The organism is Allomuricauda sp. R78024 (genome assembly GCF_044596045.1).
Taxonomy (GTDB): Bacteria; Bacteroidota; Bacteroidia; order Flavobacteriales; family Flavobacteriaceae; genus Flagellimonas.
The window spans coordinates 1,965,704-1,982,361 of record NZ_CP138995.1 but is presented as its reverse complement, the minus strand read 5'-3'; the positions used below and the strand labels follow the sequence as shown (position 1 = coordinate 1,982,361).

The following is a 16,658-nucleotide window of genomic DNA, read 5'->3' as shown; positions in this document are numbered from 1 at the left end:
ACAATGAAACAATCCCTTGTTTTAATCACTTTATTTTCAATAGTTTTCCTTGGATGTAAGTCCAGTAAATATGCTGACTTAGGCGATGGAATTTTTGCGGATATACAAACCAGCCAAGGTGATATAATTGTAAAATTGGAGCACGGAAAAACTCCAGTAACCGTTGCTAATTTTATATCCCTTGCAGAGGGCAACAACCCGTTTGTAGCTGACAGTCTTAAAGGAAAAAAGTATTATGACGGCATTATTTTTCATAGAATCATAAAAGATTTCATGATACAGGGTGGTGATCCTACTGGCACTGGAAGTGGAAACCCTGGATACAAGTTCAAGGATGAATTCCATGATTCTCTTAGTCATTCCAAAAAAGGAATTTTGTCCATGGCCAACTCAGGACCCAAAACCAATGGAAGTCAGTTTTTTATCACACATAAGGAAACGCCTTGGCTAGACGGAAGACACTCTGTATTTGGAGAAGTAGTAATAGGAATGGAAGTAGTGGATACAATTGCCAATGTTGAGGTCAGTGCTCCAGCAAACAAACCCAATGTTGATGTGGTAATGAACAAAGTGGAAATTGTAAGAAATGGTAAAGAGGCCAAAAAATTTGATGCCATCCAAATCATGACTGACTATTTTGCCGAAGAAGAAGAAGCGGTAGCCGCTTTCAAAAAAATGAAAGAGGATTTGGTTTCAGTACTCGTCAAACAAAAAGAAGAAGCATTGGAGACTCCATCTGGATTGAAAATTTACGCTATAACCCAAGGAGATGGAGAAAAACCGAAAATAGGTCAGAAAGTATTGGTAAATTATGCAGGTTGGTTGCCCAATGGTGATTTGTTCGATAGCAATTATGAAGAAGTAGCAACAAGACACAATAAGTTTGATGCTAAAAGAAAACAAGGCAATGGCTATTCACCTGTATTGATGGATTATAGTCCAGAAGCGCGCCTTATTCCTGGTTTTAAAGAAGGTCTTCAAACTATGAAAGTTGGAGATAAGATTCGTTTATTTATTCCACCTCATTTAGGATATGGAGCACAAGGCGGTGGCCCCATCCCTCCAAATTCTGATTTAGTTTTTGATTTGGAAATTACAGGCGTACAAGAATAAAATGTATAAGGAATCCACCAAAAAAGCTGCACAATGTGCGGCTTTTTTTATTTTTTACCCAAAGGTTTGTTAAGACCCAAAAGCTTATTGGCAATCTAATAATTAAGAACTAGATTAGAAGTTTAAAGCACCTCCTATATTTTTTAATTTTTGATGGGACAGAAAATTAAAACAGTTATTGCCATAGCCCTGCCCTTGCAAATAATTCTTGTAAAATGGGTTGGAAGCTATCCAGAGCTTATTGAAAAATATTATAGTAACGGACTGTATCCTGGCATCTCATGGTTTTTAAGAACGCTTTTTGGTTGGGCGCCTTTTTCAATCGGCGATCTTTTTTATTTAGCACTTTTTATCTTAGCAGGAAGATACTTGTACATACATCGAAAATCCATCAAAAAGAAGCCATTACTTTTTTTAAAGGACATCGTAGTGGTTTTATCTATAACCTATTTTGCATTCCATCTACTTTGGGGAATGAATTACTACCGACAGCCTATTACGTGGAAGCTGGGGATTGAAAAAGAATATACTAACAATGAATTAGTCGCTTTTACACAATATTTGGCAGAAAAGGCTAACCATTACCAAACCAAAATTACAGGAGACAGTATTGATCCTGTAAAAATCCCATATTCAAAAAAAGAAATATTTAAAAAAACCAAAAATGGTTATAGGTTACTAAAGGAAAGCTATCCAAGTTTTGAGTATAAAAGACCAAGCCTTAAATCATCGCTTTTTAGTCTTCCCTTAACTTATATGGGGTATGGAGGCTACCTAAACCCATTTTCCAATGAAGCCCAAGTAAATGGAATAACACCTCTTTACAGATTGCCGACCGTAAGTGGTCATGAAGTGGGACATCAGCTAGGTTATTCTGCGGAAGACGCTACTAATTTTATAGGTTTTTTGGTCACTGTCCGAAACGAAGACGTATACTTTAAATACACCGCCTATTCCCATGCTTTGGCCTATTGCTTATCAGATTTATCAAGAAAAGATGATGTAAAACTTAAAGAAATTGTTGAACAACTAAATCCCGGAGTCAAAAAAAATTTTAAAGAGGTTTCTGAATTTTGGAAGCAATATGAAAATCCTTTGGAACCTGTATTCAAGTCCATTTTCAATACCTTTTTAAAAGCGAATAATCAACAGGAAGGCATCAAAAGCTACAATTCAGTAGTGGGTCTTTTGATTAACTATCATGATAAGTATATATTCTAAATTGTAGCTTGTACAATACCCCTACTTCCGCTACCTTTAAAGCGACTAATCCAATAAGTATTATATGAAAATGAGACTCCTAACACTCTCCCTGCTTTTGGGAAGTGTCTCTTTGTTTGCACAAGATTATTTTCCAAAAAATGATGGTGTTAAAACAAAAAACAACAATTACATGGCATTTACCAATGCCAAGATTTATGTTACTCCTACCCAAGTTATTGAAAACGGAACATTGCTTGTCCAAAATGGAAAAGTAGTTCAGGTAGGAAACACGGTGAACATTCCAAAAAATGCCGTGGTTGAAGATTTAGAAGGGAAGTACATTTACCCTTCATTTATTGATGTATTCTCAAGCTTTGGTATAAAAAAACCCGAGAAGGCTAAAACCCGAGGTAGATCAGCACAATACAACGCTTCTCGTGAAGGGTTTTACTGGAACGATCACATTATGCCTGAAAACGATGCTATTTCGAGCTTTAGTTATGATGATAAAAAAGCCCAAGAACTTAGAAAAGCTGGTTTTGGAGTGGTCAATTCCCATATCCAAGATGGTATAGCAAGAGGTTCTGGTGTTCTTGTTGCCCTAAACGACCAGGGAAGTGAATCCAAAAGGATATTAGAAGATAAATCAGCTCAATATTTCTCTTTCAAAAAAAGTATTGCCAAGAATCAATCCTACCCAACTTCTTTAATGGGAGCTACTTCGTTAATGCGCCAGTTGTATTATGATATGGATTGGTATAGTAAAGGCAATATAGATACCAAAGATCGTTCGCTGGAAGCTTTGATAGAAAACAAAGGAATGACACAGATTTTTGCTGCAGGAAAAAATGGGAACGTATTGAGAGCGGATAAAATTGGTGATCAATTTGGAGTTCAATATGCTATATTGGCTGGAGGTGATGAATACGAATACATAAAAGAGGTAAAAACTACCAACGCCAAATTAATAGTTCCGCTTAACTTCCCAAAAGCTTATGACGTATCCAATCCTTATGAAGCACATTATGTTGCTCTAAAAGACATGAGACATTGGAATTTGGCTCCTTCCAACCCAAAGGTGTTGGAAGAAAATGCAATTCAATTTTCTATCACTTTACATGATTTAAAGTCTCCTTCAGATTTTAAATCAAAACTCATGAAAGCCATTAATTATGGGCTTTCCAAAACAAAAGCTTTGGAGGCCTTAACTTCTGTACCTGCAAACATTTTAGGAAAATCCAATCAAATAGGTTCCTTACAAGTAGGTAGACAAGCAAACTTGTTGATTGCCTCTGGAGACATTTTCGAAAAAGGAAGCATTTTGCATGAAAATTGGGTGCAAGGAGTAAAAAATGTCATCAATTCTAAAGACCGAGAGGATATTCGAGGTGATTACAATCTTACCGCAGACGGAGCAACATACCTCCTATCCATAACAGGGGAAACAAACAAGCCCAAAGCAGAGGTAAAGCAGGGTGAGGAAAAACTCGATTCAAAAATTGATTACAAAGCAGATTGGTTGAATTTGTCCTTTTCCAACAACGATGGAAAATCATACAGGTTAATAGCACTTATTACTCCAGATTCTGAAAACATTAAAGGTAAAATAACACTACCTAACGGAAACGAATCTTCAGTAACCGTTCGTAAAACAGCTTCTTTTGAGGAAAGAGCCAAAAAAGATGCTATAATCAATACTCCAAAGTTGATGCCCCTCTCCTATCCAAATGTGGGTTACGGATACAAAACAAAGCCTAAACAAGAAAATGTTCTTTTTAAAAATGCAACGGTTTGGACTGGTGAAACCATTATGGAAACTACAGATGTTCTGGTGAAAAATGGTAAGATTACCAAAATTGGAAAGGAACTTAGTGCTGGAAATGCCAAGGTAGTAGATGCAACTGGAAAACATTTAACCGCGGGTATCATTGATGAACATTCGCATATTGGGGCCTTGGCCATAAACGAGGCAGGGCACAATTCTACTGCTGAAGTAAAAATGACGGATGTTGTTGATCCCAAGGACATGGATATTTATAGAAATTTGGCCGGTGGAGTGACTGCGATTCAGTTACTTCATGGCTCCGCAAATCCTATTGGAGGGCGCTCAGCCATTTTACGATTAAAATGGGGCGAAAGTGCTGATGGACTCATATTCCAAAACTCGCCTAAATTTATAAAGTTTGCCTTGGGAGAAAATGTAAAACAATCCAACTGGCAAAGTTTTTCACGTTTTCCACAAACAAGAATGGGTGTGGAACAACTCTTTGTAGATTACTTTCAACGTGCCAAGGAATATGATGCCAAAAAGAAGTCGGGGCTACCTGTTCGTCATGATGAAGAAATGGAAACCCTAGCGGAGATTTTAAACGGAGAACGTTTTATTAGTTGTCACTCCTATGTGCAAAGTGAAATCAATATGTTGATGAAAGTGGCAGAAAAATTCAATTTTCGGGTAAACACCTTCACGCACATTTTGGAAGGTTATAAAGTAGCTGATAAAATGGCCGAGCACGGAGTGGGAGGTTCAACTTTTAGCGATTGGTGGGCCTACAAGTACGAGGTAAACGACGCGATCCCCCACAATGCGGCAATAATGGCCAGTCAAGGTGTGACAGTGGCCATAAACAGTGATGATGCGGAAATGTCCAGAAGATTGAACCAAGAAGCTGGTAAAACAGTTAAATATGGTGGTATGTCAGAAATTGAGGCTTGGAAAACAGTGACCTTGAATCCAGCTAAGTTATTGCACATCGACAATCGGGTAGGAAGTATTGAAATTGGGAAAGATGCAGATTTAGTATTGTGGAACAATCATCCCCTTTCTGTGTATGCAAAAGCAGAAAAAACGATGATTGAAGGTACAGTCTATTTCGACCTAGAAAAAGATAAGATGCTTCGCGAATCTGTAAAACGGGAACGAAGTCAACTCATTAATATGATGTTGAACGAGAAAGAAAATGGAGCAGAAATGCAAGGTCCAAAAGAGAGTAAAAAACCAAAGTTTCACTGCGAAAGCCTTTAAAATATAATACGATGAAAAAAATTATATCACTATTTATACTATTTGGGCTGATAAGCATTTTTCCAGCTACAGCGCAACAGACACCGGCTCCAGTTCAGCAAGAAACAATTACGATTACTGGAGCTACAGCCCATGTTGGTAACGGTACCATCAAAGAGAACTGTACCATAGTATTTGAAAATGGAAAAATAACGGCCATAGGTGGTTCTGAAGTAGAAAGCAAAGGCCAAATTATAGATGCAAGCGGAAAACACATCTACCCAGGCTTTATAGCTCCAGGAAAGTCTTTAGGGTTGGTTGAAGTAAATGCAGTTAGGGCAAGTAATGACCAAGATGAAATTGGCGACATTATCCCGCACATTAGGAGCATTATAGCCTACAACGCAGAATCAAAAGTTGTGGAAAGTATGCGTCCCAATGGAGTTTTGTTAGGACAAATTACTCCCAAGGGAGGAAGAATCTCGGGTACATCGTCAATTGTGCAATTTGATGCTTGGAACTGGGAAGACGCAACTGTAAAGGTGGATGATGGAATTCATTTGAATTGGCCAGCAATTTTCAGAAGAGGCCGATGGTGGATGGGAGAGCCCAATGGTTTTATCCCTAACAAAGACTACCAAAAGCAAGCAAACGAGGTTAAAACCTTTATGCAAAATGCAAACGCATACGGAAAAGACAGTGCCAAGGAAAATAATGCTGCATTTGCCGCCATGCAAGGTGTCTTCAATGGAACAAAACATTTGTACATCTATGCCGATGGTGAAAAAGAAATGATGGACGCCATTACCGCTGTGAAGAAATCTGGGGCAAAAAATATTGTACTTGTTGGAGGGTACCATGCACATAAAATCAGTGATTTCTTAAAAGAACATAACATTCCTGTTTTGGTGAACTTTACCCATACTCTTCCAAAATATGATGATGATGACTATGATTTCACCTTCAAATTGCCAAAATTGTTGATGGAAGCGGGTTTGCTGGTAGGTTTACAGAATGCATCTGCATCCAACTTTCAAACTAGAAATCTTCCCTTTTATGCAGGTCAAGTAGTTGCGCAAGGGTTAGAAAAGGAAAAAGCGGTACAATTATTAACAGGAAACACAGCTAAAATCTTAGGTATTGATTCCGATTATGGCACCTTAGAGGTTGGAAAAAGTGCAACATTGTTTATTTCTGAAGGAGATGCCTTGGATATGCGAACCAATCAACTTTCAAGAGCTTTTATTGATGGTAGGGATATTTCTTTAGAAACCCACCAAACCAAACTTTGGAAACGCTATATGGGCAAATACGAAGGAAAGTAAAGAGAAAATAAAAGCGGCGTTCCTTGGAACGCCGCTCTCTATTGTAGTGTATATTTCTTTAGTTCTTTTTTACTGTCACAAATTCTGCCTTTTCGGGCTTGGCATAAAACTCATGCGGTTTAGAGCTCTTGCTCAAAGTAATGTTCTCAAATTCAACTGTACTTCTTGCATCTAAAATCTTAGTGCCTTCAAAATTATACCATGTAATTGATTTTGGTAAGACCAAACCTTCAACCTTGTGCCAATCATCGTACCTAATCCATTTAATGGTTTCTGACACCTCGCCTGTTCTATAGGTTACTGTGTATCCCAACCATTCCATTTGATTGGTATTTGAATCAAAATAAATAAAGTATTCATCTTTAGATGACGTACCCACTCCAGATTCATATGAGATTCTAATACCTGGATAACTTTTATCCTCATAAACCAAATCTTCGACCTCTGAATAGATAATGCCATCATCAGCTAAAACAAAGGGCATGGCATAAAAATAGAACATCAGGTTATGATAAAACCCGGCATCTCCTTTATAGGTCTTCTCTGTATCCAAAAGCCAAACTTCTTTACCATCGGACCCTAACGAGAACTGCCCAGCATCTACTCGATCCTTTCTAGACCATAAATCTATAGTATGCGTTTCTGTAAAATCAGTTTTTGGCATTTCATATGCTAGTGTACGCTGCTCTTTCCATGTTGCCAACCCTCCATGGGCATCAAAAACTTTTACCAAAGCCTCTGGAAAATTGGGTTTAGATTCAACCGTTTCTTCTTGAACAGTATCTGTGGCTTCTTCTTTTTTAGTAGCAGGTTTGCATGCTCCAATAGCAAGTGCAAGAAATAGGATCGTTGCTTTCTTCATAGTTGTATAGTTTGCCGCTTTGTCGGAAATTCCTTCTTAAGATTACAAGATTACGTATTTTTGATGTGTGAAGGAAACCAAATTAATCAGCAGTATCCAAAACCCTTTGGTAAAGAAGATATTGCTCCTTAAAGAAAAGTCTAGGGAACGAAAGAAAACTGGACTTTTTATAGTGGAAGGCCTACGTGAGATTGAACTGGCGCAAAAAGGAGGTTTTATTCTGGAGACTATTTTATTTTGTCCAGAAATCTTAACTGATTTTGCGGTTCACCCTGTACTCAAAAATCCCAACGTCGAGATTATACAGATATCTAGTCCAGTTTATGAGAAACTAGCATATAGGGAAACCACAGAAGGCGTATTGGCCATAGCCAAAAGCAAAGGACATAGTCTGGAAAAAGTTACGTTTAAAAATGACCATCCCTTGATTTTGGTAGCGGAAGCACCTGAAAAACCAGGTAATATTGGAGCGTTATTAAGAACAGCAGATGCAGCTGCCGTTGATGCAGTTTTTATTGCCAACCCAAAATCGGATATCTATAACCCAAATATTATTCGCTCCAGTGTAGGTTGCGTATTCACTAACCAAATTGGCGCGGGTACCACGGAAGAAATCATCCATTTTCTAAAAGAAAAAGAGATTAGAGTATACTGCGCTGCGCTTACGGCATCCAAGAACTATGTAGATTGCAATTTTAAAGGCGCCACTGCGATTGTGGTGGGGACCGAAGCAACAGGTCTTACCGAGGCTTGGCTTCAAAATTCCGACCAAAACCTAATTATCCCGATGCAGGGTGAAATAGATTCTATGAACGTTTCTGTGTCGGCGGCAATACTTATATTTGAAGCGAAGCGGCAACGCGGATTTTAGCCTATGGAAAAAACTACTCTCTTCTACACAATCATTATCATTTTAGTAATTCAATACCTGGTTCACCAGGTGTTGGAGTACCTTAATGCAAAACGCTTCACATCTAATGTTCCATCTGAACTGAGTGATGTTTTTGATGATGTAGAATATCAAAAATCTCAAAAGTATAAATTAACAAATCACCGATTTGGACTCTTTTCTGATGGGTTTTCATTGATTCTGACCCTTTCCTTTTTATTCTTTGGAGGGTTTGAATGGATTGATTCCATTACTCGTTCAATTACGGATAAGACAATTCCCATGGCATTAATTTTCTTTGGATTCATGCTTTTGGGAAGCAGTATTTTGGGAACACCTTTTTCTTACTATCAAACTTTTGTAATTGAAGAAAAATATGGTTTCAACAAAACAACCAAAAAGCTTTTTTTCTTGGACAAGATCAAAGGTTGGGTGCTTACTATAATTTTTGGAGGAGGAATATTATCCCTATTCATACTTTTTTATCAATGGACGGGATCAAACTTTTGGATTTATACTTGGATTTTAATAAGTGCCATTATTTTGTTCATGAATCTATTTTATAGCCGATTGATCGTTCCGCTATTCAATAAACAAACGCCTTTAACCGATGGCAGTTTAAAAAGCGCCATTGAAAATTATGCTAAAAACGTAGGCTTCGAGCTTAAAAACATTTTTGTCATTGATGGTTCTAAAAGATCAACTAAAGCAAATGCCTACTTTTCTGGATTTGGAAAGGAAAAACGTATTACATTGTTTGATACATTAATCAATGATCTAAGTGAAGAAGAAATTGTGGCAGTTTTGGCTCATGAGGTGGGTCATTACAAACGGAAACATATTATTTTCAATCTATTGGTTTCTTTAGGCTTGACCGGATTTACACTTTTTATACTGTCTTTGTTCATAAACAGTCCAGAAATATCGCTAGCTATTGGCGTATCAACACCGAGCTTTCATGCCGGACTTGTAGGTTTTGTTTTGCTCTACAGTCCAATTTCAGAAGTTACAGGACTTGCCATGAACTATTTGTCAAGAAAATTTGAGTTCCAAGCAGATGATTATGCCAAGAAAACCTTTGCTGCAACACCTTTGGTGACATCATTAAAAAAGTTGTCAAAAAATAATTTAAGCAACTTGACCCCACACCCGGCCTATGTATTTGTGCATTACTCCCACCCTCCTCTAGTAGAGCGCATTAGAAACCTAAAGGCATGATTTTTGTTGGTTACCTTTAAAGATTGTGGTAATTTTAATATACTATGACGGAGGCTGCTATTGAGAAAGAGAACAAAGAGATTGCGAAGCAGTATAAAGAATTGCTTCGTATCAGCTATCAAACCTTGTCCGATAAGGACAAGAAATTGATACGCTCTGCTTTTGATGTGGCCGTTGATGCCCACAAAGACCAACGTCGAAAATCTGGTGAAGCGTATATATTCCATCCTATTGCGGTAGCAAAAATTGTGGCCTCAAAAATTGGCCTCGATGCAGTTTCCATTGCTTCCGCCCTTCTGCATGATGTTGTTGAAGACACGCCTTACACTTTAGATGATATTGAGCGCATGTTTGGAGAAAGTGTTGCTCGTATTGTTGATGGGCTAACCAAAATATCCCACTTAAAAAAAGATAAAGATATCAGCCAGCAGGCTGAGAACTTTAGAAAAATGTTATTGACACTGCATGATGATGTTAGGGTGATCATCATCAAAATAGCAGACCGTTACCACAATATGCTCACAATGGATTCCATGCCTGAGCATAAGCAAGTAAAAATAGCTTCGGAAACACTCTATATCTATGCTCCGTTAGCACATCGAATTGGACTTTACAATATTAAAACTCATCTAGAAGACCTTAGTTTAAAGTATACCGAACCTGAGGTATATAAGGATATTCAAGCCAAAATTGAGGATACAGAAGAGGATCAATCGGCATATATTGATGACTTTTCAAACGTTATTAAAAATTCTCTTGATAAAGAAGGTCTAAATTACAACATCAAAGGACGGATGAAATCCATTTTTTCCATCCGAAGAAAAATGAAGGCCCAAAATGTTTCTTTTGATGAAGTCTATGACAAATTTGCTGTTAGAATCATTTACAAGTCCGATAAAAAAAATGAAAAGTTTTTGGCTTGGAAAATCTATTCCATTGTAACGGATCACTTTACACCAAATCCAATTCGGTTACGAGATTGGATAACTTCACCAAAATCCACAGGTTATGAGGCACTGCACATCACCGTAATGGGACCAAAAGGTAAATGGGTGGAAGTACAGATACGCAGTGAACGAATGCATGAAATTGCGGAAAAAGGCTATGCAGCACATTTTAAATATAAACACGGAGAACAAAAAGAACAAGGTATAGAGGATTGGTTGAACAGATTGCAGGAAGCACTGGAAACTTCTAACAGTAATGCTGTTGATTTTGTTGAGGAGTTTAAACTCAACCTATATTCCAAAGAGATTTTTGTGTTTACGCCCAAGGGTGAACTAAAATCAATGCCCAAAGGTGCTACTCCGTTAGATTTTGCATTTCACATCCACACAGAGGTGGGAATGAAGACACGTGGGGCGCGAGTAAACGGAAAATTGGTTCCGTTAGGGTCAGAACTCCATAGTGGTGATCAGGTTGAAATCATAACTTCTGAAAGTGCCAAACCTAGCCAAAGTTGGTTAGACTACGCACAAACAGCAAGAGCCCGGGCAAAAATTAAATCCTCATTAAGTGAAGAAAAAAAGAGCATTGCTGCGGATGGAAAAGAAACCCTGAGAAGGAAGTTAAAATCGCAAAAAATAAACCTCAACGAAGATACAGTCAACAAACTGGTGATTTTCTTTAAGCTTAAAACCAGCTTGGATTTGTTTTATAGGGTAGGAATTGGTGTTATTGATAATGAACGGATAAAGGAGTTTGCTTCTTCATACCACAACGCCTTCCTAAATTTCTTTAAAAATAGAATTCGTAGAAACCCTGCTCCAAAAGACGTTGACAAGGAAGAAATAACTACCAAATATGATATGCTCGTATTTGGAAGGGAGGAAGAGAAATTGACCTATAAACTTTCTCAATGCTGTAACCCAATTCCAGGAGATGATGTTTTTGGTTTTGTGAGTGTAAATGATGGCATAAAAGTTCATAAAAAGAACTGCCCCAATGCCATTTCTTTACAATCCAACTATGCCTATAGAATTATGTCTGCCAAATGGATAGATTCCTCCCAGGAAGAGTTTACCGTAGATGTTCAAATTACTGGGATAGATAATTTAGGACTGGTTAATGACATCACCAATATTATATCGGATAATATGCATGTTAACATGCGTAACCTTAATTTTAGTGCAGATGGCGGTACTTTTACAGGTAAAATAACACTAGTAGTAAAAAACAACAGTATTCTTAAAAAACTCATTAATAATTTGAAGCAGGTAGAGGGTATAGACAAAGTAACCAGAATTTAATTTTTAGCTGTACCTTTGTTCTTTAGCATTGGTGAGAAAGCTATGGGGAACAATAAAAATCAGGAAATTGTAAAAAATGTATTCACTTCTTTCCTAGAAGAGAAAGGGCATCGAAAAACACCTGAACGCTACGCCATTTTACAAGAAATATATAATAGTGAAGATCATTTTGATGTGGAATCACTCTACATAAAAATGAAGACAAAAAATTACAGGGTCAGTCGTGCCACATTATACAATACCATTGATCTTTTGTTGGACAGTAAACTGGTACGAAAGCATCAATTTGGAAAAAATCAGGCGCAATACGAAAAATCTTATTTTGACCGTCAGCATGACCATGTTATCCTAACAGATACTGGAGAAGTGGTGGAGTTTTGTGACCCACGCATCCAATCTATAAAAAAAACCATTGAGGAGGTTTTTGATATTAAAATCAACAACCACTCTTTATATTTCTACGGAACCAGAAACAAAGAAGAAAACCTAACAGAATAACCAATACATTTCATGGTAGATTTATTGCTTGGACTCCAATGGGGAGACGAAGGAAAAGGAAAAATTGTTGACGTACTTACAAAAGACTATGATATTATTGCTCGATTTCAGGGAGGTCCCAATGCAGGGCATACCTTAGAATTTGATGGCATAAAACACGTACTACATACTATTCCTTCTGGGATTTTTCATAAAAACGCTATAAATGTTGTTGGTAACGGCGTAGTAATAGACCCTGTTATTTTTAAAAAAGAATTGGACAATCTTGAAAAGTTCGATATCGATATCATATCAAAACTTTTTATCTCAAGAAAGGCTCATCTTATTTTGCCAACGCATCGTTTGTTAGATGCAGCCTCAGAAGCCGCAAAAGGAAAAGCGAAGATTGGCTCTACTTTAAAAGGGATTGGCCCAACTTACATGGACAAAACCGGTAGAAATGGTATGCGTGTTGGAGATTTAGAGTTTGAGAATTGGAAAGAGAAATACCGCGCTTTAGCAGATAAGCATGAGGCCATGATAGGATTTTACAACGTGGATATCCAATATGATTTGACCGAGTTGGAAGCTGAATTCTATGAAGGTGTAGCAACTTTGAAGCAATTAAAGTTTATTGATAGCGAAGAGTACATCTTTAAAGCGCAGGATGAAGGCAAGAAAATATTGGCTGAGGGAGCACAAGGATCTTTACTGGACATTGATTTTGGCACTTATCCTTTTGTTACCTCGTCTAACACCACCGCCGCTGGAGCGTGTACAGGTTTAGGGGTTGCTCCCAATAAAATAGGCCGTGTATTGGGTATTTTTAAGGCATATACCACCAGAGTGGGCAGTGGCCCTTTCCCAACCGAACTGTTTGATAATGATGGTGAAACTATGGGTCGCGTAGGTAACGAGTTTGGTGCTACCACCGGCAGACCTAGACGTTGTGGATGGCTTGACCTTGTTGCCTTAAAATACGCTGTTCAGATTAATGGCGTTACTGAATTAATGATGATGAAAGGGGATGTCCTTAGTGGCTTTAAAACCCTAAAATTATGTACCGCTTACAAGTACAAAGGTGAAGAAATTCAACATCTACCCTATAATATTGAGAGCGAGAATGTGACTCCAGTTTATAAAGAGATGAAAGGTTGGGCCAAAGACTTAACCCAATTGACTAAAGCTGAGGAGTTACCTCCTGCCCTAAACGATTACATTGCATTTTTGGAAGAACAGTTGAACGTTCCCATTAAAATTGTTTCTGTAGGACCTGATAGAACGCAGACTATTCATCGCTAGGAATACTAAACCTTTCTAAATCTATATCTATACTTTGCTTAAAAATCCTACTTTTGGGCAAAATTCTATGGATTTGAAAAGAATTTCATTTTTCATTTTTACCCTCTCATTTTTCTTTGCCATTGCTCAAGAAAAAGAGCAAGAACCTGCAAGTAGACAGATAAACATTGTATACGGTGCCAATTTTACTAAAGATGAGGCCCAATTTCCCGGGGCTTCAATTTTCAGCAAGGATGATGAGCGGCAAGTTCAATTTGAACACCAAGGAGCGGATTTGTGGTGTGATATAGCAATCTTTTATTCCCAAGAAAACCGTTTAAAGGCAATAGGCAATGTTAGGCTACAACAAGGTGATTCTATTGAAATGAACAGTAGCTATATGAGCTATAATGGTGACTCAAAATTGGCCAAAGCCTGGGAAAAAGTAGATCTTACCGATGGCCAGATGACCTTGACCACCGATACTTTATATTTTAATAGGGAAAAACAAGAATCATTCTACAATTCAGGAGGAAAAGTCGTTGACTCAGTTAATGTGCTTACCAGTAAGATTGGCACCTATTTTACCGAATTGAAGAAAGTACAGTTTCGAAACAATGTCCATATTGACAATCCTGAATATATAATAGATTCTGAACAACTGGACTATTACCGTATTTCTAAAAATGCTTATATGTATGGACCTTCAACGATTACCGGTGAAGAATATAAAATATACTGTGAACGTGGATTTTATGACACCAAGATTGAACAAGGCTATGGTATAAAAAACACTAGAATAGATTATGATAACAAAATCATTTTAGGTGATAGTCTTTATTTTGACAAGACGTCTGAATTTGCATCTGCCACCAACAATATCCAAATAACAGACACCATAAACAATGGGGTCATTAGAGCTCATTATGCCGAAGTTTTCAAAGCCAAAGACTCGGTCTTTGCTACCAAAAGGGCTGTTTCAATTAGTATGGTGGAACAAGACTCCCTTTATATGCATGGTGACACCCTAATGGTAACCGGCAAACCAGAAGCCCGTATTCTTCGCGCTTTTAGAAATGCAAAATTTTATAAAACGGATTTAAGTGGAAAATGTGATTCTATTCATTCCGCAGAAAAAACAGGAATTACCCAATTGATCAAGAATCCAATCCTCTGGAATGTAGATAATCAAATAACAGGCGATAGTATTCACTTAATTTCTGACTTAGAAACCGAGAAATTGGATTCGCTCAAAGTATTGGAGAATGCCTTCATTATTTCGTTGGATACCATTAGTAAAACGGGTTACAATCAAGCCAAGGGAAAGGACCTTTATGGAAAGTTCATAGAAAACGAACTTAAAATCATTGATCTAATCAGAAATACAGAAGTGATTTACTACATGTACAATGATGACCAAGAATTGATAGGGATTGATAAAACCATTTGTAGTAAGATAAGGTTGCTAATGGCCAACAATGATATTGAGGATATTACCTTTTTTGTAAATCCGGATGGGGATATTTTTCCGGACACGGAATTACCGGTGGAAAGTAGAAAATTAAAAGGGTTTATATGGCGGGGAGATGAACGCATTCTGAGCAAGGATGATATTTTTGATGAAGATGACAATAACATAGAGCTTGTAAAAATTCGCGGAATAGATAATCCTATAGACATTGATGCAGAAGAAAAAGAACGCCAGGAGAATGAAAACGATCCAATAAACAAAATATCAGCCACCAAGGCTATAAAACCAAAAGAAGCTACCGTAAAGAAAGTACAAAGTCCCTAATGCTTAGAGATGACTTTTTTACATATCAAACTCAAACTACAGCACATCCCTTAGGTATGGAAGTTTCTCATGCAAAGGGTAGTTACATTTATGATAATCAAGGTAGGGCACATTTAGATTTTGTTGCAGGAGTTTCTGCATGCAGCTTGGGTCACTGTCCCCCAAGGGTTATAAACTCTGTAAAAGAACAGCTTGAAAAATATATGCATGTAATGGTATACGGAGAGTACATTCAGCAACCCGCTGTAGAATTCACCAAATTATTGGCGTCAAAGCTTCCCAAAAACTTGGAAACAACCTATTTGGTTAACTCAGGAACAGAAGCTATTGAAGGTGCCATAAAATTAGCGAGAAGGTATACTGGGCGCTCACAACTTATTGCCGCCCATCGCGCCTATCATGGAAATACAATGGGGAGCCTAAGTTTAATGGGTTATGAAGAGCGCAAAAGTGCATTTAGGCCATTAATCCCAGACGTTTCCTTTATCAAATTTAACGTAGAAGCGGATTTAGAACAGATTACGGAAAAAACAGCGGCTATAATCCTAGAAACCATACAAGGTGGTGCTGGATTCATTCTTCCAGAAAATGGGTATTTGGCGAAAGTTAGAGAACGCTGTGATCAAGTTGGAGCCCTATTGATTTTAGATGAAATTCAACCTGGGTTTGGAAGAACAGGAAAACTATTCGCTTTTGAGCATTTTAACTGTATCCCAGATATTTTGGTATTAGGTAAAGGAATGGCTGCAGGGCTACCCGTGGGAGCATTTGTTTCTTCAAAAAAGATGATGGACACCTTACAGATAAATCCAAAATTGGGTCATATCACCACATTTGGCGGGAACCCAGTAATTGCGGCTGCCAGCTTGGCAACATTACAAGAAATCACTGAAAAACAGCTCATTGAACAAACACTAGAGAAAGAAAATCTATTTAGAACCCTTTTGGTACATCCTTTGATTAAAGAAGTAAGAGGTAAGGGTTTAATGCTTGCTTTGCTATTAGACAATGAGGAAATTGTCAATTATTTAGTGTTGACAGCTGCCAAAAAAGGACTTATTCTTTTCTGGTTGCTTTTTGAATCCAAAGCGGTTCGGATATCACCACCATTGACCATTTCAATGAAAGAAATAGCGATAGGATGCGACCAAATCATTGGTATTTTAAACGATTACAAACCCACTGCTGTTAACTAATTTGTTGATAACATACCCCAAACAAAGACTTAAGGATAGCCTCAAA

Annotated in this window: 12 protein-coding genes; 11 read left to right on the top strand and 1 reads right to left on the bottom strand. The window is 37.7% G+C overall.

Translation table 11 applies throughout. From position 1 onward, the window contains the following. Window positions 1-3 precede the first annotated feature (3 nt). From SJY44_RS08825 to SJY44_RS08810, 4 genes are all read left to right on the top strand, one after another. Complete coding sequence (locus SJY44_RS08825; protein ID WP_396592082.1) at window positions 4-1,113, top strand: peptidylprolyl isomerase; 1,110 nt, start codon at window positions 4-6, stop codon at window positions 1,111-1,113. Window positions 1,114-1,266: 153 nt separating this feature from the next. Further along, window positions 1,267-2,334: a DUF3810 domain-containing protein gene (locus SJY44_RS08820; RefSeq protein ID WP_396592081.1), complete on the top strand. Its 1,068-nt coding sequence runs from the start codon at window positions 1,267-1,269 to the stop codon at window positions 2,332-2,334. A gap of 64 nt (window positions 2,335-2,398) precedes the next feature. Next, window positions 2,399-5,341 carry an amidohydrolase family protein gene (locus SJY44_RS08815; RefSeq protein ID WP_396592080.1) on the top strand — a complete coding sequence of 981 codons (2,943 nt, stop codon included), beginning with the start codon at window positions 2,399-2,401 and terminating at the stop codon, window positions 5,339-5,341. Between the two features lie 11 nt (window positions 5,342-5,352). Further along, window positions 5,353-6,645: an amidohydrolase family protein gene (locus tag SJY44_RS08810; protein WP_396592079.1), complete on the top strand. Its 1,293-nt coding sequence runs from the start codon at window positions 5,353-5,355 to the stop codon at window positions 6,643-6,645. A 58-nt stretch (window positions 6,646-6,703) separates the two neighbouring features. Here SJY44_RS08810 and SJY44_RS08805 read toward each other — a convergent pair whose 3' ends face one another. After that, window positions 6,704-7,507 carry a DUF6503 family protein gene (locus SJY44_RS08805; RefSeq protein ID WP_396592078.1) on the bottom strand — a complete coding sequence of 268 codons (804 nt, stop codon included), beginning with the start codon at window positions 7,505-7,507 and terminating at the stop codon, window positions 6,704-6,706. Window positions 7,508-7,574: 67 nt separating this feature from the next. On the opposite strand from SJY44_RS08805, the gene SJY44_RS08800 reads away from it, so the two are divergent. From SJY44_RS08800 to SJY44_RS08770, 7 genes are all read left to right on the top strand, one after another. Continuing rightward, entirely contained in the window at window positions 7,575-8,378 is an 804-nt protein-coding gene (locus SJY44_RS08800) for a TrmH family RNA methyltransferase (protein ID WP_396592077.1), read from the top strand. A gap of 3 nt (window positions 8,379-8,381) precedes the next feature. Beyond that, window positions 8,382-9,614, top strand: coding sequence for a M48 family metallopeptidase (locus tag SJY44_RS08795; protein WP_396592076.1), 1,233 nt, complete (start codon window positions 8,382-8,384; stop codon window positions 9,612-9,614). A 44-nt stretch (window positions 9,615-9,658) separates the two neighbouring features. Then, window positions 9,659-11,863 carry a RelA/SpoT family protein gene (locus tag SJY44_RS08790; RefSeq protein ID WP_298928021.1) on the top strand — a complete coding sequence of 735 codons (2,205 nt, stop codon included), beginning with the start codon at window positions 9,659-9,661 and terminating at the stop codon, window positions 11,861-11,863. A 42-nt stretch (window positions 11,864-11,905) separates the two neighbouring features. Next, window positions 11,906-12,361, top strand: a complete 456-nt coding sequence (locus SJY44_RS08785) for a transcriptional repressor (protein ID WP_298928023.1) — start codon at window positions 11,906-11,908, stop codon at window positions 12,359-12,361. A 12-nt stretch (window positions 12,362-12,373) separates the two neighbouring features. Continuing rightward, the gene (locus SJY44_RS08780; RefSeq protein ID WP_396592075.1) at window positions 12,374-13,642 is read left to right on the top strand and encodes an adenylosuccinate synthase; all 1,269 of its coding nucleotides are present in this window, start codon (window positions 12,374-12,376) and stop codon (window positions 13,640-13,642) included. A 67-nt stretch (window positions 13,643-13,709) separates the two neighbouring features. Further along, window positions 13,710-15,416: an OstA-like protein gene (locus SJY44_RS08775; RefSeq protein WP_298928028.1), complete on the top strand. Its 1,707-nt coding sequence runs from the start codon at window positions 13,710-13,712 to the stop codon at window positions 15,414-15,416. Then, the gene (locus SJY44_RS08770) at window positions 15,416-16,612 is read left to right on the top strand and encodes an aspartate aminotransferase family protein (protein ID WP_396592074.1); all 1,197 of its coding nucleotides are present in this window, start codon (window positions 15,416-15,418) and stop codon (window positions 16,610-16,612) included. The genes SJY44_RS08775 and SJY44_RS08770 overlap by 1 nt, the downstream gene beginning before the upstream one ends. The last annotated feature ends 46 nt before the right edge of the window (window positions 16,613-16,658 follow it).